Raw genomic sequence first — 20,057 nt, 5'->3', positions numbered from 1 at the left:
CAGAAGCATCAACCCTACCGATTTACTAACATTTCAAAGCGCTACCCCTTCAACTATTTGGCTTTCGGCCATCAACCAAACTTTCTACGCTTAAAGATTAAAGTTACCTTTAATCCTTCAAGACTCTATACGAGTGAATGGCTAGTTCTTTCTCGACGGGAATCCCACACGCTATATGATACGACCTAGGCTCGGCCACACACGCATGCATTAGCCAACCATGAATTCTTAAATTCACAACAGTGAATCGAATTTTATATCGTACTCCCATGGTAGTTGAATAAGGAATCCCATTTATATCCCTTAACTTCATTACGCAAAAAAAAGGACTGTCGATAAGCAGTCCATTTTTGTTTAACAAAAACTATCTAGTTGGGCTATATAGACGTACAGCTGGACTTAGCGCTGTCAAATAGACAACCATTCCGTTTCGTAATAGAAGTAATTCCCCCAAGTTTTTTTCTAAATCTTTTTCAATTTAGTTCGTATTTTCACAACGCTATGGGAAAACTTTACATTTGATTACATTTTTCGGTAAAAAAGTGGTATTTTTATAGATTTTCTCTCAGCAATACACATGAACTAACAAAAAATTCCCCCAATATACAGAAAATACAAGCTTATGTACAATTAAATTAATAAGTTTAGTAATTAACTATATTCTTAATTACTTAGTTTATTTCTTGGTAATTGATTGAGCAAGTGAACTTCATAATAGATTGCTCAGTCAAATGGAAAGGAACATGGAGTTTAGAAAGTACTTTTGTTAAAGGCATATTATTGGAGGATTATATGAAAATAGTTGAATTAAAATATTTCTCTGAAGTTGCAAACAGTGGCTCTTTTTTGATTGCAGCTCAAAAGAATTTTGTTAGCGAATCTGTCATTAGACAGTCGATAACTGGTTTAGAAAATGAATTAGGAATTAAACTATTTGAGCATCACGGAAATTCTAATGTTATACCTTCAGTTGCAGGAATGCAGTTTATTTCATCGGCCAATGAGTTATTAATTGAATTTCAGAAGCTAGAAGAAAAAGTTAAATCATTTAATAAAAAATCTTATTACTATTATAATAATATGTATGACTGCCCTTCTCCTTAAAAATTTGAAATTTAAGAAAAAACCATAGAATTTCACAAATACTTTAACTCTTTGAAAACAAAATAATAGATAAGTACATGGAAAAATATAATTTCATGAACATCTGCATAGATTAAGCTAAGTGCCAGAAGATCTTAGTAAAAATAGAAATTACGATTTAAATTACGTTCCTACATTTTGAAAAATCGAAAAAACGTTTTGGGCTGAATGACATAGTTATTAACGTAAAAAACGATAGGACTTTATTTGGAGAGGTGGGTATGGATAGGCTTGTACGCCAACTGAAATATCTGCTTCAGCCTTTAAAGACTAATCATGCCCACAGAGGCTCCAAGTCAAGTCCTTAACCACTTATCAATGCTTTCAAGTAAACAAAGATAAAAGGTGCATTCTATCAATCTTTTTAGAGTTGATACTGTATATAAGCATCAGTTAGTTATTTAACATTATCTAGTTTGTATCATCTCAGAAACACATTTTATTTTGTCTCCAGAATTTAATATTATTGTGTTTTTAATAATTATTTTAAATATTCGATCAACCCATCAACTATTGAATTTGTTGTATTTGTTTGAAATTCTTCTGATGTCATTCGTGTTTCATCAGTTGAATTTGAAATGTATCCAAGTTCAAGTAAGATTGCTGGTCGTGGGTTTTCTCTTAATACATAATAGTCACCTAAACTTACGCCACGATCTCGTGCATCCAGCCCATTATTAAAAATATGTTCATGAATTAATGCTGCTAATGGCTCGTCTGATTTTTTATTATAATAACTTGTTATCCCTTCAACTTCATTGGTAAAAAAGGCATCAAAATGAATACTAACAAATAAATCTGCATTGTTTTCTTCAGCAATTTTCACTCGATCAGCAAGTGATACTCTCACGTCATCGTTACGGGTTAAGATTACCTTAGCCCCAGTTCGTTTCTCTAACTCATTTTGAATATTTTTGACCATTGCTAATGTTACATCTTTTTCGATCGTTCCATTTTGTCCACTTGCACCTATGTCTTCTCCACCATGACCTGCATCAATGACAATTGTTTTACCAGTTAATATCTTTTTAGAAGAAGCATTTACTTTATTTCTATTTTCAGTTGATGCTTGAGCTGTATTTTCTTCATTTTTTATTAGTCCATTATCTTTATGTTTAAAGATAAGAAATACTATCAAAATTGAAATGATAATAAAAAAGAAGTTTCTAATCTTCTTTTTTTTCTTTCGATCCATAGAATTTTCCCCCTTGGTTTTTATACTTATCTTTCAGTTATTTAATAGTCTAATAGTTGCTAGTAAGACAAAATCAACTTTAGATAAAGTTGAAATGAAGATTAATATTTCAAAGACGTCGATCATTCCAAAAGTTTAATGCAAAGTGTTCATTTGGGTTATATACCTTAAATGCATATCCTTTTGCCCTTAAATAGCTAATGATTTCAGGAAGTGCATCCAAAGTGACTTGCTTTTCATGTAATAGAATGACTTCTCTATTTTTTGTTGTTTGTCTTTTTACTTCATTTACAATTTTTGAGGGGTTAGCAGTGTTCTTCCAATCATTTGTATCCACTGTCCAATCCCATATTTTCAATCCTGCATTAACTGAATCATTACGAAGTTTTAAACTTAAACCCGGTCTAGAGCCATAAGGCGCACGAACCAAGCTGGTGTTTTCACTGGTCAAGATGTTAATAATTGATAAAGTTTGTTTCATCTCTTGCACAAATTGGCCTTGTTTGTACAGTCGATGATAGTTATGAGTCATACTGTGTGCGCCTATATAATTTCCTTCGTTTACAGCCCTTTTGACTTCTTCTTGATACTCATTCATGTTTTTTCCAGTCATAAAGAAAGTCGCGTGAATTTTTTCCGTCTTGAATACATCAAGAAATTGATTAGTCAGCTCACTCGGTCCATCATCGAAAGTTAGATAGACGACTTTCTGAAGTTGGGTACTTTGTTGTTTGTCATTTGTTTGGTTTACATTTTTTTCTTGCTTCTTTTGAACATGATCGATTTGACTACTTTCTTTTCGCCTATCTAGTTTTTCATTTGCTGGCTTCATATCACTTATTTTGTTTGCATTACCTTCTGTGTTATGTTTGACACTCTTTTTGAAGTTCTTTATTTGTTCCTGATCACTTTCGGCACTTTTTGCTACATTTTCAACAGCAAATTCTTTCAATTTACCATTGAAAGAGTAAATGAGTGAAAATGCTAATAAGGTCATACATAGACTTACAATCGCTTTTTTTATCACCTTTTTTTTCATTCTTTTATGTGCTTTCATCTCTTTTTCACCGTACTCTCCACTCCTTGAACATCTTTACAATCAAGATAAGGGTTCCAAGTAAAGATGAGATGAAGATGAGATGAAGGAACAATGAAGATTGATAATAAATGAAAAAAAGACCAAAATTCCGCCTGTTGCCGTTTCTATAAACTTAAAGATTTTGGATATAAAAAAGAGACCGCTTTAATGGTCTCCTAGAAATTTCTTTATCTTTTTACTCGTTTAAATAAGTCGTTACTCTGTTCTGTATAATCATCGCTACACTTTCCGAAGATTTTTGACCCTTAAAAAAGCTTTTTGATTCTTCCTCTATAATTATTCTGATTTTTTCATTCCATCGTACTTGTGTATTTGCTTCTGAAATCATTTGTTTCAACGGTTCAAGTGATGCTTCTGAAACTGTTACAACTCCACCTTTTCCGCCTTTGCCGACCTTTCCTCCATCACCATTTTCCACTTTCCCTTCTATTACATCGGTAAATTCCTTCTCATTTGCTGCGATATTCACAGGGAACATGCCGCTTACTGATTGAGTTTGAATCTCATAAGAAAGTAAAAATTTTAAGTAATCCCATGCTTCCATTTTGACAGTGGAATTTGTATTCATCGCATAGCGATCATATCCAGTAAAGGTAACGCCAGACTCGTTTTTAGAAGAATGCGGAAAATCGTAAATGGTCGCACCATTCTGATAGTAAATAGCAGAACGCATCGCAAAATCGTTTGCAGAATAGATTGGTGAACTTGTAAAGTACGTAGTTTTCTGCACACCGAGCTGATAATCCGATAAAACATCATCGTCATACATTTTTTTTACTTTTTTGAGTAAATCAATAAATAATGGAGAATCAAATTGGGCTTCCTTTTTCTCTATATCAACTAGTTTATCGTAGTTTTCATCCGAGAAAACAAGTGGATTTAAGATACCTTCAGGTGTAACTTCCATCACAGTATCCAGTGTTCCTTTTGTTTTTAGCTGTTGGCTTATTTCTGTAAAACGATCCCAAGTCCAGTTCTGTTGGTCATCTATTTGGATGCCTGTTTTTGAAATCGCTTCTTGATTTGCAATTAAAGCACCTAATGAAAAACGCGTGGGCATAAGGTACAGTCCACCATTTATTTTAGAATGATCAAGAATGTTCATGTAATATTGACTTTTATCAAATGACGTATCTTTTTCAATGTAATGATTGAGGTCAACAAAGGCGTTTTTATCTATGTATCGATCGATTGGCAAACTTTGATCGTTTAAGATGAATAAATCCGCGCCTTTTCCAGATAGCACTTCTGTTGTCGTCTGTGCCACGTATTTCTCAAGTTGAAGAAGAGATATCCCGCCACCGCCAGATGCAAAGCTTTTCAGTTCGATTGTAATATTTGGATGTTTTTTTTCGTATTCCTTCGCAGCCAATACAAAGTCTGGATGTTTCCCTAAGACTGAGATGGTGATTGTTTTTTTCACATCCTTGCTTAGTTTTAACGACAGATCTTCTCTATTAGCATTATTATTACTATTATTGGCATGATTTTGTTCTGAGTTATTGTTTTTATCGCTTGGTGTTTTCCCACTACTACAAGCGACAAGACTAAATAGTACGAATAAGCTCATCATTAAAGACAATATTCTTTTCATTTATTCATCTCCCTTTCTCTTATTAACTTAAAATAAGAATACCCTCCTCAAATAAAGATGAAATGAAGATGAAATGAAGTTTATTAAAAGATTGATAAAAATTTTAACATAATGATGGTTGGTTGGTTAATTCTAGGAACGTCAGCTTGAACAAAAAATCGCCCTTTTGACTAGAGCGATCCAAAAAAATACTAGTATTTTCAAATTTTCCAAACGCATTTTCACTTATTTTTATTTAAGCAAAAGTAAAATAATACGCCATCCGATGTATTCATGACCCCGTACTGCGCGTCATGTAGATCTAATATATTTTTTGTAATGGCAAGTCCTAACCCAGTACTTCCTTCTGAACGGTGTCGGGATGTATCACCACGATAGAAACGTTCCCAGACCTTATCTAATTGGTCATTTGGAATATGGGATCCTTTATTTTCGACGCACACTTTCACTAGTTCATCTTCTATAATCGTTGAAACATAGATATGTTGATGAATAGGGGTATAACGGATTGCATTTGTCATATAGTTCGTGATGACTTGCTCAATTCGATGTTGGTTTGCTAAAACTTCGATTGAAGTTAAATCTTTATGAATGGTCAATTCCTTTTTCTGAATTTCTACCGATAATTGACTACAAGTCTGATCAATTACTTTATCAATAAAAAATGGCTCCATTTGCATTTTATACGTTCCAGACTCGTACTTTGCAAGTTCAAGCATATCGACAATTAATAGATCCATCTTGTCGACTTCTTTTTCCATCGCTTCAAAATAGTAATCCTTCTTATGACTAGCAACACCGTCTTTCAGGATCGAAATGCAGCTTTTCATTATACTTAAAGGTGTCTTAAGTTCATGTGAAACACCTGAAATGAATTCTTTCCTAGTATTTTCTAATTGTTTTTCTTTCTCAATATCTTGTTGTAGTTGAGTAATATGTGAATGTAGTGTATTTGAAAGCAAATTAATATTCTGAGATAAATCACCAATCTCATCTTTGGAACGATATTCGATTCGTTCTGAAAAATCTAAGTGTGCAATTTTCCTAGTTGTATAGTTAATTCTTAATAATGGTCTCGCAATTTTGATTGAATAATAAATGGACGCCAGAATTGTAAGAAGTAAAACAAATGCAATAATATAAACAAAATAATCTTTTACCATTTGAACTGCTTCATCTACCGGTTGTAAAGAAGCCATTGCATAAATATAATTTATTTCACCATCTTCTTCAATTGGATCAATAAACAATTTATACTTAATTCCATTTTGTTCATAATCAAGTGTCTTGAACGTTTCGTACTTAGTTTGTTCATCAAACAATAAGCTCGTTTGAAATTCATTGAGACGATCCATAAATAAATTATTACTATATATAATGCTTGAAACATCATTTCGATTAGGAATTTGTACATCTTGAACAATTCCTTTTAATCGTTTTATTCGAAAATTAGTATTAAATTTTTGTGCTAAATCTATTTTCTCTTCCAGACTATACTTTTTATTATCTGGTTGAAACTCCTTATCAAGATTAGTCATAATAAAATGATTTACCCAATATGAATTATTCTGTAACGAATATAGGTAAAATGGTATAATTCTATTATTTTTTTCAACCGTAAAAAGATCAACAGAATCACCTTTTGAAATAGTATTAGGATTTTTTAAAACATCTTCGGTTTTTAATAAATGATACAGTGGTATCTTTAATACTTGTTTTGAATTTACTTTATTTTCTTCTATCTTAATTTCCGCATAATAATCATTAGATGATTTTATATCCCCATTTTGATCTAATGTTGTTATCCATGTATTTTTATTACGATAAAAGTCTTGCTCTAATTGCTGGATTGTTTGAATATTACCATTGCTTTTTAGATATTTTTTCTCAAATGCTTTGATACTTGATTTAAGCTCATTTACTTTTCGATTTGCATAATATTGTTTAAAAAAAATTGTTTGACCAATATAAATGGAACCTGTGATTAGCAAACATAATGTTGTTGTTAATAAAAACAGTTTTAAGACAATCCCGAATTTCATACGGTTTCCTCAAACTTATAACCTGTTCGAATAATCGTTGAAATCAGTTTTGATTTACTGCCTAATTTCGTCCGTAAATTACGGATATGTGTATTAATTGTTCGATCATCACCATTGTAGTCATAGCCCCAAACCTTTTGCACGAGTTGTTCCCTTGTAATTACGATCCCCTGGTTTTGCATTAAATAAGTTAATATTTCAAATTCAGTATGGGTTAAATTGATAGCATTTCCATCAATTTTGACTTTCCGTGTAGCAAACTCTACTGAAATACCATTTCTTGTTAAGGTAAGTTTAGACTGCTCATTCATTTTATATCTACTCTCAAGTAACCGTTTGACTCTTGCAAGCAAAATTGGTGGACTATAAGGCTTTGTAACATAGTCATCCGCACCTAACTCAAAACCTAGAAGTGTATCATCTTCATCCACCCGTGCAGTTAACATGATGATTGGAACATTTGAAGTCTTCCTGATTCTTCTACAAACCGCCCACCCATCAACTTTCGGTAACATAATATCAAGAATAATGAGATGAAAATTTTGTTCTTGAAACAATTCCAATGCTTGTACTCCATCGATGGCCTCAATTACTTCATGACCTTCATTTTCTAAATAATCTTTCACTATTTCACGTAAAATCGTTTCATCTTCAACGATTAAGATTTTGTATGGCATGATCTATCCACGCTCGCTTTCTATGCTCTCCCATACCTTTATTTTATCCAACATGGAATTTTATTAATTAGTGATGTACCCATTAATCCTTTGCTCCTGATAACTGAATTCCTTTGATTAAATATTTTTTTGTGAATACAAAAATCAACAACATTGGTGCCATATAAAGAATGGATGCAGCAAAACTGATCCCTCTTGTTTCTTCTATAATTTGAGATAAATAAAGAGACAATGGAAATTTTGATGGATCATCTAGAAAAATAAGCGGTTGTTCAACCATGTTCCAATAATCTGCGAATAATAAAACGACTAGCGCTGCAAGTCCTGGGCGAATTAACGGTAATATGATCTTTATAAAGATTTTAAAGTGACCTGCCCCATCTATTTTTGCAGCTTCGACAATTGAATAAGGAATCGTCATGACGAATTGTCTGAGCATAAATACGCCAAATGCACCAAAAACGCCAGGAAAGATAATCGCGCCAAAGCTATTTAAAAGCCCTAACTTATCCGCAATAATATAATTCGGAACAAGTGTTACTTGAAAAGGCATCAACATGGTAACCATATACACCAAAAATAGCGGATCTCTTCCTTTAAACTTTAGCTTTCCGAAAACATATGCCGCAAGTGACGCAACAATCAGTTGCCCTAGTATGATTGGGAATACCATTAATACTGAATTCCCATAAAATTTCATATTTGATTGTTCTTTGTCAATGAATGATTGTTTCTTGTCAAAGAATCCTTTATATTGTTCAAACGAGAACTTTTCAGGTATCAAGTCCAAATGGACGAAAGACACTTTTTGTGCAATGTTATCTTGTTGAAGTTCACTATCTGATGGATAGCTTTGGCTAATTTCTTTCTCTGTCATAAAAGAATTTGATAATGTAAAAACTATTGGAAAAACCATCATTGCTGCTATACACAATAAGAAAAAGGTTAATATCCATTTACGAATTAAAGTATTTCTTCTCATCCTCTTCACCTCTCATTTCTAACTCATAAACTTTCGATAACGACGTTCAATTACGAAGAAAACAAACACTAAAATTAAAATACAAATGACCATTAATGAGGCAGCAGCGGTTAGTTTCTGAACATTTAATGAAGCAAACATATTGTTCATATAGTGCTGAATCATATAAATTCGATCAAAAGGATAGTCTCCGGCGATTAGATAAGTTTCACGGAATACTTTGAAGGAGTTAATAATGCTCATTAAAAGTACAAAAAACATTGTTGGCGTTAAGTAAACTAACGTAATCTGTCTAAATTTAAAGAAACGACCTGCACCTTCTATGTCGGCTATCTCATAGTAATCTTTTGGTATATTTTGAAGACCTGCCAAGAATATGATCATGTTGTAACCAATGTTTTTCCATAAATAAACAACTGATACAACAGCGATCGACCAATCTGATTTCATCCAATCGATTTGCGCAAACCCTAAATTCACCAACCATGAATTAAATGTACCGTTCCAATCAAATAATATTTGCCATAGCATAACAATCGATGCGACTGGTACAACAATTGGTAAGATGAATGAACTAATAATAACATTTTTAAACAGTACACTTTGATGCAAGCAAAGTGCTAGAAGTAAAGAAATGCCGATCACAAGCGGGACATTAATCGTCGTAAACCAAAAGGTGTTTGATGCTGCCTTTAAAAATGAAGCACTTGCTAATAGTTCTTTATAATTGAAAAGACCAACATATGAACCCCCAACCGCACCATCTTTAAATGAATAGATCGTACCCATTACAAATGGGATTAAATAAAAAAGGGAAAAACCAATCAAACTCGGTAATAAGAAAAATGCTACAACCCTACCGTCGTTATTTAATTGATTACGAATTTTCATGCACTCACTTCTTTCTATAATTGAGTAATTAATTCTTTTTCGAAAGAAGTGTAACCTAATGAGATGAAGATGAGATAAAGATTAAATAAAGATTTAGCGGAAAATGATTATTTTAAAAATAAAACACAAATAAAAAGCTAACAGATTAGTTAGCTTTTTAAACTTTAATTTAAATTCCAATTTTCTTTTTCAAATTCAACGAATAGGATGAAATCTTCATTACAAAAGGATTTCTTATCTTTTTCATTTAAAAATCCATAGATTTTCAAATGAATTTTTTTCCTTTCTTATTCAACTGACATTTAGTTGAATAAGAAAATATACTAATTTTTAAATCAATAAAGTTTTTCTGCCCCAATTCTGCCCCATAAAACTGTTTCGCCAACAATAAAATTCTGTTATAAAACAAAAAACCTCTTGATATACAAGAGGTTTAGGTATGATCCCAACTGGAAGCCAACCAGCGACCCCTACCCTTTCAATTACAGAGTACGATTATAATTCAGTATTTATGAATATTTTAGGTCAATAGAGTCCAGTAAATCAAACAGTCGATGAAATTTTATTCATCATAAATCTATTAATTCTATTGTTTCTAATATGTCAGTGCAATTTATGTGCAATCGAAAAGTTTTTTTCATGAGGTAGGGTGATTGGTGTAATAGGAAACTGATTGTTTAATTTATATATACGTTAAACAAATGATAATTCATTCAGGATTCACTATTTTATGCCAAGATATATTGACTGAAAAAATTATTTACCACTAGAAGAAAAACGTTTATTATCCAGCAATCGTAAACATTGTTGCCATAGAACAATGTTTACCTCAACTACGTAAAATACGACACATAGCAAATGCTACATGTCGCTTGATTAATTATGCTTCTACAGTATTTTGATCCATTCCACTTCCGTATTGCTTTTTAAAAGCTACCGCAAAATATGCTAAAGATAATACACTAAATAAGACAATAAAGCCTAATAAGATCATTACATTATGCCACATTAAGCTATAGTCTCCAGTGGAAATAACTACCTTAAATGCTTGAACAGTATATGTCATTGGTAAAATCGCATTAAAGTGTTGTAAGAATTTCGGAACTAGTTCCAATGGGAATGTACCAGCGCTTGTTGTTAGCTGTAAAATTAACGCAATAATAGCAAGGAATCTTCCTGGTTCTCCAAAAACAGTTACTAAAAATTGAATTAATGCTAAAAACGCGAAACTTGAAACAAGACTAATTAATAAATAGTAAGGTAAAGATTTAACTTCTAGACCTAATATACCTATTAAAGCAACACTTGCAACAACTGATTGTATGATTCCTACCACAATTAAAATACCTGTTTTTCCGATAAACCAAGCAAAAGCATTTTTAGGACGTGATGCAGCAGCTCTCATTGGGTAAACAACCGACATCAATAGACCACCTACATATAATCCCATTGAAAGGAAGTATGGTGTGAAACCTGTTCCATAGTTAGGAACTTCATTCATACTTTCTTTTTTCAATTTAACTGGATTTGAATACATATCTAATTGTTTATTATTTACACCAACATCTTTTGTTTCCTCTTTCGCATCACCTAATTTTGTTGATAACTCATGTGATCCATCCTTAATTTTTCCTAATCCGCTGTTCAGTTGATTTGATCCATCCGCCAGTTGATTCACACCATTTTCTAACGCTGGTGTATTGTCGCTTATTTGACCTATTCCACCTGCAATTTGAATCATACCATCTACTAATTTTGGTGAATTACTACTTAATTTATTTGCTCCATCATTTAATTGATTAATACCAGCCAGTAATGTTGGTGAGTTTTCCGACAGTTTATTTGTTCCACTTGCTAATGCTTGAGTTCCTGTAGCAAGCTGTTTTCCACCATTATTTGCTTCTCCGAGTTTTTCACCAAATTGAGTTAATCCATTTGTCAATTTTGTTTGACCAGCAGTTAATTTACCTACACCTGCTTCAAGTTCATTACTTTTTTCATTTAAAGTAGTCGCTCCTGCTGCTACTTGCTTACCACCTTGGCCTAGTTGCCCTGCTGCAGATGATAAATCACCTACTCCACTTGCAACCTGCTTACTACCTGAAACTAACGCTTCGATTTTTGCATTATAAGCATCTTGTTGTTCCTTAGGTAATGAGGATAATAATGGTGCTATTTCTTTCTGTAATTGAGATAGCCCGTCAGCTACTTGGCTAGCTCCTATTTTCGCCTCATTCGCCTTATTTTGCCATGTAGTTAAATTAGTTGATAATGAATTTGCCCCATCTGCTAATTGTTGAGTACCGGCTTTTAATTGAGGAAGATTTCCGTTTAATTCATTTAACCCGCCTAACACTTGTTTTGAGCCGTCAAGTAGTTGACCGTTTGCTGAATATAATTGATCTAAACCATTTGACAGAGAATTCATACCAGTATTTAACTTAGACGCTCCAGCATTTAAGTCACTTACACCTTTTGAAAGAGGTCCTACACCATTATGAAGTTGGTTAATCCCTTGAGATAATTGTCCTACACCATTTGTGTATGCTACTAAACCATTTTTCTCTTTTTGAGAACCATCATTTAATTTACTAACACCTTCTTTTAATTCAACTGATTTACCTGCTAATAGTTTAAGTCCATTTGAAAGTTTCTCAGAACCATCCTTAGCAGTTCCAACACCTTTATCTAATTTTGATGACCCATCACTTGCTTGAGCAATTCCACCAGTTAATTCGCCAATACTATCGTAAATCGTTTCTACATAGTTTCGAGTAATTGTATTAGAAATTTTTTCTTTTACTTTTTCAGATGCAGAATTTCCGATTTGTGCTGATAGAAAATTGAATCCTTCATTTGGAATATATTCCATTGTTAAATGTTTTGGATTTTTTTCAGAAACAGAAGCAGCGTTTTTTGAAAAGTTTTCAGGAATACGAACTGCCATATAATATTCTTGATTTTTCAAACCTTTCAAAGCCTTTTCATTGCTAACAAACTTCCATTTGAAATTGTGATCTGTTTTAAGATTCTTAACAAAATCTTTTCCTATGTTTAAAGACTTTCCATCAACTGTTGTTCCTTTATCTAAATTTACAACTGCTACTGGTAATTTCTTTAAACTTCCGTACGGATTCCAAAAAGCCCATAAAAACATTCCACTATACAATAATGGCACTAACAATACTGCAATCACTGGAATTATAAGCTTTTTGTTTCGTACAATATGACTTAATTCTTTTCCAAATTGTGAAAACACGTCTCTCTCTCCTTCTTGAATTGAACAATTGACCATATTGTTCAAATGGTCAATTTTATTTATTTAAAAATGGATTATCATTTTGACAATCCATTTAAAATATAGAAATTAAATAGTTCGGTAATACGTTGCTTATCCAGAGGCTCGTGATCTCTGCTCCATTCAATTGTTAGTGTTGTATACAACCTGTATAAGACTACAGCAGTGATTTCTGCATCACATTGAACGATTTCATTTCGATTATTCGCTTCTTCAATCTTACGCTTAAGATATTGAATAATCACATTGTTAATTCTCTTAATTGCGTCATGGACCTCAATTGTTCCAATTTCGCGTTGTTCTTGAAGAAGTTTAATCGTTAAATCATGTTCTTTTTGAAATTCCGTAATTGTTTCGATTCCTTTATGAACTTGGGTAATAAAAGAATCAGAATCACAAATGGCATTTTCCGCTACACTTTTCATATCTAAAATTAGATTATCGATGATTTCATCAAATAATTCTTCTTTATTTTTGAAAAATGTGTAGATCGTTCCTTTTCCAACATTTGCTTGCTTTGCAATTTGACTCATTGTTGTAGCTTTATAACCAAATGTTCCAAAAGATCTTGTCGCTGCCTCTAAAATACCTTTCTTTTTACTTGTACTCAACGTATTACACCCCCTTTGACTAATTGACCAAAAATGTATTTTAGTCAATTTTCATATTCTTAATTTAACATACCATTTTTATCTTTTCAACTTTGATTTATAAAAATAAGCTTTTTTTACTTTTTTGTTATTTTAGAAAGTGATTAGTTGATTTTACTGCTACATGCTAATACTATTTGCACCATTGCGCATGAAAATACCACAATCATGTGACAATATTAATGCAAATGGGTGAGAATCCTAAAATTGTTTGTGAAAGATTAAGTCATTCAAGAGTTCAAACACTCCTGGTATTTACTCACATTCAAATGAAGCAAAAAAAAGCCCAAACCCTTGATACACTTAGGTTTGAGCCTTCTCATTTGTATGATCCCAACTGGACTTGAACCAGCGACCCCTACCCTGTCAAGGTAGTGCTCTCCCAGCTGAGCTATGGAATCGAATGTAAATTTAAGTTTTTCAAGAAATTTAAAAGTTAAAAGACTTGCAGACCACTAACCTTCTTATCTTTATATTTGTAATTGTAAAGTGGTCAACAGACTCAGTCAAGTAGTTCAAGAAATGTTTTTCACCATTGGATCAATTCTATTAGATAATCTCTAAACATCCTAATCTATGTTTCTTTATAAACAAAAGAGTGAACAAAGCATTCACTCTTTTCAAAAATTATTAACCAATAGTTGCCTCTACTTCTGCATATTTTTTATAGTCATATACACAAAGTAATTTTTTATAATCAGTTTCTCTCTTAATTGGATATTCTCTCAGGTATATTTCTAAGTCTTCTAAAGAAATCCTATCATTTAAGACACCTTTTACTATGGCAGTAACTTTACGAGTACGTGAGATATTTTCATCTTCAAGTATGCTCTTAATATTAGTATGACTTACTGCAAAATCAGTTAGACTTTCTAAAGTTTTTATTTTTTCTAATTGAATACTTTTTAGCAATTCTAAATTTGATATTTCAGGCTGTACTTTCATAAATCCAAATATCGGAAAAAATTGTCCACGTTGTATTCTATGCTTTTCAACTAATTTCAATAGTTGATGGTTAGATTCTGCTATAATTCTAAAATAATTATTCATCATTTCTTCAGCAGTGTGGTACTCATATTTTATCGTCTTTAACGATCCAATAGCCAATACTTTTTCCCCATTCTTTAAACTATCTATATCTTCTGTAATACTAACCTTAATATTTCCACCAGCATATATTTCTTTTACTACATTCTGAACTTTTCTAATGTCCATTGCTGAAACTGGCAAACTTAATTCACCTAAATGCTTATAAATTTCGATAAAATTGTCAGTCTTAATCTTATTGATTCTAATTGTAGCCATACCTTCAATATCAATATCATGTTCAACTACTTCTAAATTATTAGTACCCTCTTCATATTCTACTAACAAAAAATTTCTTCTTATTTGTTCTGCTATATCCGTTGATGTATCAATATAAGTAAAAATTGTTTTAAGAATACTTTTTATATTTTTATCGCCTAAATTATATCCTAAAAATATAATAGGGCTATGAATAAATAACGAAAGTAATTGTGCTCTTATTAATTCATATTTCTCATTAAATTTTTGATAGTCTTTTTCTGTAATTATGATCTTTTCTGCCTCTTTAACACAACCATGGATTTTATAAGCTGAACCATATGGGTTACTTAACAAAATCTCATTTCCTACGAGTGGTTTAAATTCAAAAACTTCTTCTATAAAAGAATCATAATTAGTAGTAATTATTGATCCAATATTTTTTCTCACTTTCTTTAATTCGTTAATTTCTACTAACTTATCTTCTTTTAGCGAATACTCATTAAGTAATTCTGTTATGTACAATTTAAATCTACTAATATTAATATCGTTTTTAATGTTTTCATAAAATTTATCATTTATATCCTTAAATTTCCCATCACGATCTCTTTGCAATATTATATCAAATTCGGCCTCTAAATCCGTTGCGATTTTTGGATAGTCATATTCTCCATTATTTTGATACTTATATTTTAAATCAAGATAAAATTCATCACTTCCTTTAAGTTCTTTAGATATATAAGAAAGTAATCCATCCCAAGTATATGAATTTTTTAAATATCTAAGACTCATACCTGTACCAATAAATAACACAGGATGATTATTAAATTCACTAATAAATTCATTAATTTTCATAACTTAACCTCCCACCACTGATTTCCAACAATTAAGGTGAACATGCAAATATTAAATCTCTTGTTATAATAATCTCTCTATCAAACTGTTATTTCTTCCTTATATTAACTTTAATAGAAATTTTTTCCTTAATATTATAATATCATCATAAATAACTCTAATTAAAGTCTTTAATAACTAAACTAAAATTCATATTAGATCTAATTTGATTCTCTTTACTATAAGTACTTTCTCAAACATAATAAAACACTTACTTTACATTAGTAAGTGTTTTATAGCATCAATTAATATTTAATTTTAGTTAAGAGTGCATGGAAGGGACTGCTCTGTTCTACCAATGTAAATATTTACTGATATTTGGTCATAAGCCCCCCCTACTAAAGTAATTATTCCCAAAAAGTGCCTACAAAACTTGTTCGTACTCGTTTATTACTTTATAAAAAGAGTTCTTTTTTAACTCTAGCAAGTTCATAAATTCAACTCCACTTATTTCTTTCCTCTTCCATTTGGAATAATTACTCTCTAATTTGTTTTTTTGATCTTTATTAAGAGTACTTAAACCTAATTTTGGTCTACCTAAGTGTTTTCCATTAGCTTTTGCTACTGCAATCCCTTCTGACTGTCGTTGTCTTATGTTTTCTCTTTCTCTTTCAGCAACAAATGATAATACTTGTAGAACTAATTCACTGACAAATGTTCCTAACATGTCTTTGTGCTGAGTTGTATCTAGCAAAGGCATATCCAAAACTTTTATATCTGCCTTAATGTCCTGAGTGATTTCTTCCCACTCTTTCCTCATCTCTTTAGAGTTCCTACCAAACCTGTCAATTGACTTGATATATAATAAATCTCCCTCACGTAATTGGTGTTTTAGTGATTGGTATGCTGGTCTATTAAAATCCTTTCCACTCTCTTTATCGATAAAGATATCTCTTTCATCTACTCCAATTTCATGAATTTCTTTAAGTTGTCTTTCCAAATTTTGTTCTTTACTTGACACTCTTATGTATGCAAAAGTTTTTTTACTCATTCATTTTTCAGTCCCTCTTAGTTAACTTAATCCAATTATAACCGAATAGTTTACAAAGGTATATACGCATTTACAAACGTTTATAAAAACTCGAATAAACCTTTACAAACTATTTAATCACACTTTTTTTAATATCCTAAAAGGTATACCTATACAAACATCTTATTCTAAAGTTTCTAGTTAATCTATGTAAATCCACAAAATTAATAACATTCCCTATATTAATAGAGAATGTTATTTTAAAAGATTAGTTTTCGTTGTTCTCAACATCTCATATTCAGTGTTTTGCGTTCTATTTGGTATCACGAAATGTTATTGGGCATTCATCTTCAATCCACTTGAATATTGCTGAACTCTTTCCAAAATCCTTTTCTAGCTGTTCTAATACTTGTTTTTTATTTAAACAGTAGTGAAGGAATTTTGCACGTTCAGAAGGCTTATTGCTTGGACTTAATTCAAAAAAGTTAAATGTATCATCCTCAAAACAATCAAGAGTCCAAGTGCCTTTACCATCTTCTATAAACAACTCAGCTGTAAAGTGTGCAAAAATAAAATCCTTTTGTCCTTTGCTTTTAAACATCCCTTCAACACGAATTAAATAGGGTTTTGAATAAAAATATTCTTGGATTTGATTTACAGTAGTTTTATAAACAAAAATTTGCGTTTTATTTTTCATCTCAACTAATTCCACTAACGCATGTACTTCCAAATAACCCCTCCTTTGCTAACTTAATTTATAAATCATAATTTTTTTTGATTTTCACTATTAATTACTACATTTATTGTTTTATCTTTTTTGGGTAAAACCAACAAAATTCCTATTTCTGATAAAATAATGAACCCTAAAATAACAGAATGGATAATTAGTTTTCCTGAAAAATCTTATTTAATAGGATTAATAACATCTAACACAACATCATCAGGAGATTCCTCCCATAATACTATTTCATACCTTTCATTCGCATTAACTTCAGCTACCCTTACATCTTTTTTATACTGTATATAAAAGAACCCCAACGAACCAAGTGTTCAAAACACAAGTATAATCGCAATAACCATAGATAAAATTTTCTTATTCATTCCTCATAACCCCCTGCAAAAGTTATTAGTAAAAATTCCCTAATATAAATACCATGATTTTCTACTTCAACCCTATGTTAAATTATTCTCTTTGCATACGTAAAAAACCTGTCAATTAACAGGTTTTCAATAGAATCACACGTGACAAATATTTAAGGAGATTGTGGGGAAGGAATACTATTTTTTTAATAAAACTTCTCTTTGAGATCTTTAAATTCTTGAATAGAAATTTTCAACAACATTAAAAGACCACTTCCTTCTTATTTTTCAAAAAAGGCTAGTGATCTTAGTTGTAAGAAAAGGGTCTAACAACAACCACTTTCTTAAACCCTACTCTTTCAAGGTAGTACAGTTTTTCATCTCTAGTACAATTGGATAGCTAAGTACATACTGCTGTTATGTTTATTTAGTAAGCATTTGTTTTTAAGAATCCTAAAGTTAACATTGATTACCTAGAATACGTGACTACATGGTGACCATTATCTTATTCTTCACCTGAATCATTGTCCTCATTAATTACAGGTATCTTATACATACCAACCTTTAATCCAAGTCTTTTAATTAAACTTACGTGATGTAATAAATTAACTTTACTAAAAAAAGGCAAGACATTTCTAATATCATCGCTTTTAGATGTGGATATAGCATAAACTAATGTACATTCACTATAAGGAAAGTTTTGTTCATTAAAGTCTTCCTGAGGAAATTTCTCTGATGCTTTATTCACTATGAATTGTCGATACTCAGCCAATTCTCGAAGTAATTGCATCGACACTGATCCTTGGGCAAAAAGATGACTTAGTGTCGCAGAACGAGTTTCCTTTTTCACACAGACAAAGTGCTTATCTTTTGAAAGTAAGTCACAAACTTCAATTTTACTTCTTGAGTTTGGAACTTGGTAGTTTTGCTTATCTAGACATAAGAAATAGTCTGTATTCTGCCTTTCATTATAACTACCCTCAGATTCATCGGGTTTTATACTAGTTAGAAAGTTATCGATTTCAATAAGTGGTATATCCATAATTTCAGTTTGAATTTTTGTGAAGTAATCACTATCAATTTTATACCAGTTATTTAAAGAAAAGATATAAGTATCTTCTTGATATTCAGTTTGAAATATAATGAAATGATTTAAAGTAACTGCAGAAGTAACCGCAGTATCTGAATCGTCAAAGCCGATAATTTTAATTTTGTTGATTTGTTCTGGTGAGTTAAACTCAATGTTACTTATTAAAGAATAGAGATCTTGTAAAACTACTTCTTCAGTTTCCACTTTTTTAAAACCAAGCTTTATATGATAATTTGAACACTTTTCATATTCAATCATATCAGGATATGCTAATGAAAGATTGTGAGTTTCACGACTCCTAAGTGATTCAAATAATCTCTGATTTAATATGGAAATTATATCTGCATCTTTTACTATCTTAATATTATCTATAAAACCAAAGTTCTCTTTGTAATCATCGCTTAGAAATAAATTCAGTATTTGGCTACACTTTTCACCTAGCCCTGAAAATGAAACATCACTATTAAGACTTAAAGAAGAAGTAGACCCTTTTATTGATGTACCTACTTGTTCATCTCTTGACTTTCCTGACACTAAATTAATAAGGTCTTGATCAAAGTTTAAATCAAATTCACCTAATTCACTTCCCTTATTAATATGTACTCTCTTTTGCTTTGTCTTTAGGTCAATATTTCTTACATCAAAAGCCTTGAGTTCTTTTGAATCAATTGTATTTAATGCAACCTTTAAGCCAAAATTATTCTCTAAGTTATTTCTATTAATAGCAGTAAATCCAAATCCACCAGTTATTGCAAAGAAATAAGGTAAATCATTTTTTATTACTTTTACCAAAATAACAAAGGAATTAACAGTATTCTTAATTTCATCTCGATTAGGAATATCTAAAGCATCATCTAGAAAAGTAATCCACTTAGGTTCCTTAGATCTATTTCTTTGAATATAAACTTTAAATTCAAAATCCAATTCTGTATTTCTAGGGAGAAGCTCGAAATAGTCATTTTCCTCATTTACTTTATTAGCTAAAATTAATTGATCAAAGTTCCTGACGTTTTCATTATAGAGATAGTAAGACAGTTTCAATGAAATCACCTTTCCTTAACCGTTAAATAGTAGAACAAGCCTATATATGCTATTAACCTATTAAGCCTTTCTCCTAATTGGCTTCAAGTATAATAAGTTTTAGTTACTTTTACCTATAATACCATAA

At 31.2% G+C, this 20,057-nt stretch carries 14 protein-coding genes and 1 tRNA gene; 1 reads left to right on the top strand and 14 read right to left on the bottom strand.

Annotated elements, in window-relative coordinates; all coding sequences use genetic code 11:
• Window positions 1-792 precede the first annotated feature (792 nt).
• Window positions 793-1,104 (top strand): LysR family transcriptional regulator, encoded by a 312-nt coding sequence (locus COC46_RS06620; protein WP_098808955.1) that lies wholly within the window; start codon window positions 793-795, stop codon window positions 1,102-1,104.
• A 520-nt stretch (window positions 1,105-1,624) separates the two neighbouring features.
• Here the strand turns inward: COC46_RS06620 and COC46_RS06615 are convergent.
• From COC46_RS06615 to COC46_RS06550, 14 genes are all read right to left on the bottom strand, one after another.
• The gene (locus COC46_RS06615) at window positions 1,625-2,338 is read right to left on the bottom strand and encodes an N-acetylmuramoyl-L-alanine amidase family protein (RefSeq protein WP_098808954.1); all 714 of its coding nucleotides are present in this window, start codon (window positions 2,336-2,338) and stop codon (window positions 1,625-1,627) included.
• 109 nt (window positions 2,339-2,447) lie between these two features.
• A complete protein-coding gene (locus COC46_RS06610; protein ID WP_255294836.1) occupies window positions 2,448-3,395 on the bottom strand; it encodes a polysaccharide deacetylase family protein in 948 nt (315 codons plus the stop codon).
• 217 nt (window positions 3,396-3,612) lie between these two features.
• The gene (locus COC46_RS06605) at window positions 3,613-5,031 is read right to left on the bottom strand and encodes an ABC transporter substrate-binding protein (RefSeq protein ID WP_098808953.1); all 1,419 of its coding nucleotides are present in this window, start codon (window positions 5,029-5,031) and stop codon (window positions 3,613-3,615) included.
• Between the two features lie 221 nt (window positions 5,032-5,252).
• Window positions 5,253-7,073, bottom strand: a complete 1,821-nt coding sequence (locus COC46_RS06600) for a sensor histidine kinase (RefSeq protein ID WP_098808952.1) — start codon at window positions 7,071-7,073, stop codon at window positions 5,253-5,255.
• Window positions 7,070-7,750: a response regulator transcription factor gene (locus tag COC46_RS06595; RefSeq protein WP_098808951.1), complete on the bottom strand. Its 681-nt coding sequence runs from the start codon at window positions 7,748-7,750 to the stop codon at window positions 7,070-7,072. Before COC46_RS06595 ends, COC46_RS06600 begins: the two co-directional genes overlap by 4 nt.
• A gap of 82 nt (window positions 7,751-7,832) precedes the next feature.
• On the bottom strand, window positions 7,833-8,732 hold the full coding sequence (locus tag COC46_RS06590; protein ID WP_098808950.1) for a carbohydrate ABC transporter permease: 900 nt from the start codon (window positions 8,730-8,732) through the stop codon (window positions 7,833-7,835).
• An 18-nt stretch (window positions 8,733-8,750) separates the two neighbouring features.
• Entirely contained in the window at window positions 8,751-9,623 is an 873-nt protein-coding gene (locus COC46_RS06585; protein ID WP_098808949.1) for a carbohydrate ABC transporter permease, read from the bottom strand.
• A gap of 880 nt (window positions 9,624-10,503) precedes the next feature.
• On the bottom strand, window positions 10,504-12,882 hold the full coding sequence (locus COC46_RS06580) for a YhgE/Pip domain-containing protein (RefSeq protein ID WP_255294835.1): 2,379 nt from the start codon (window positions 12,880-12,882) through the stop codon (window positions 10,504-10,506).
• Window positions 12,883-12,959: 77 nt separating this feature from the next.
• Window positions 12,960-13,532 carry a TetR/AcrR family transcriptional regulator gene (locus tag COC46_RS06575; protein WP_098808947.1) on the bottom strand — a complete coding sequence of 191 codons (573 nt, stop codon included), beginning with the start codon at window positions 13,530-13,532 and terminating at the stop codon, window positions 12,960-12,962.
• 367 nt (window positions 13,533-13,899) lie between these two features.
• Window positions 13,900-13,972 (bottom strand) — tRNA-Val (locus COC46_RS06570).
• Window positions 13,973-14,201: 229 nt separating this feature from the next.
• A complete protein-coding gene (locus tag COC46_RS06565; protein WP_098808946.1) occupies window positions 14,202-15,710 on the bottom strand; it encodes an SIR2 family protein in 1,509 nt (502 codons plus the stop codon).
• A 403-nt stretch (window positions 15,711-16,113) separates the two neighbouring features.
• Entirely contained in the window at window positions 16,114-16,740 is a 627-nt protein-coding gene (locus tag COC46_RS06560) for a recombinase family protein (RefSeq protein WP_098808945.1), read from the bottom strand.
• Between the two features lie 292 nt (window positions 16,741-17,032).
• Window positions 17,033-17,449: a hypothetical protein gene (locus tag COC46_RS06555; protein WP_098808944.1), complete on the bottom strand. Its 417-nt coding sequence runs from the start codon at window positions 17,447-17,449 to the stop codon at window positions 17,033-17,035.
• Between the two features lie 855 nt (window positions 17,450-18,304).
• Window positions 18,305-19,939 carry a DUF6119 family protein gene (locus COC46_RS06550; RefSeq protein WP_255294834.1) on the bottom strand — a complete coding sequence of 545 codons (1,635 nt, stop codon included), beginning with the start codon at window positions 19,937-19,939 and terminating at the stop codon, window positions 18,305-18,307.
• Window positions 19,940-20,057: the final 118 nt, after the last annotated feature.

This window comes from Bacillus sp. AFS041924, from assembly GCF_002577195.1.
In the GTDB taxonomy this organism is placed as follows: domain Bacteria; phylum Bacillota; class Bacilli; order Bacillales; family Bacillaceae_G; genus Gottfriedia.
Note: the sequence above shows the minus strand (reverse complement) of the source record. Positions and strands in the feature narration are given on the sequence as shown.